Source organism: Pseudomonas sp. SWRI111 (genome assembly GCF_014268555.1).
In the GTDB taxonomy this organism is placed as follows: Bacteria; Pseudomonadota; Gammaproteobacteria; order Pseudomonadales; family Pseudomonadaceae; genus Aquipseudomonas; species Aquipseudomonas hamedanensis.
Window position 1 is genome coordinate 1 of record NZ_JABWQQ010000160.1, and the last position, 238, is coordinate 238.

General features: G+C 32.4%; 1 protein-coding gene. It reads right to left on the bottom strand.

Going from position 1 to position 238, the window contains the following annotated elements:
* The coding region (locus HU755_RS27275) for a hypothetical protein (protein ID WP_186638369.1) at positions 1-238 on the bottom strand (238 nt) is incomplete at both ends.

Here is a 238-nt window from a genome sequence, read left to right on the forward strand (position 1 = left end):
GTACAAGTTCTCGTCCTATTGCTTTTTTGCGTTCTTTTAGTGATTCATATTGTTCTTTTGCTACTGGATCATTAAGTGCCCTTCCGTATTGGTAAGGATTATTTTCAGTAGCTTTTAATTGGCGGTCAATTTGGGTAATTCTTTTTAATTTTATTTCAGCTGCGTTCACAGTTTCTTCTCGTTTTTCATAATTAGAAATAGCTTTTGACATGTTATCTATTTCAGCTTTATTTTTCTC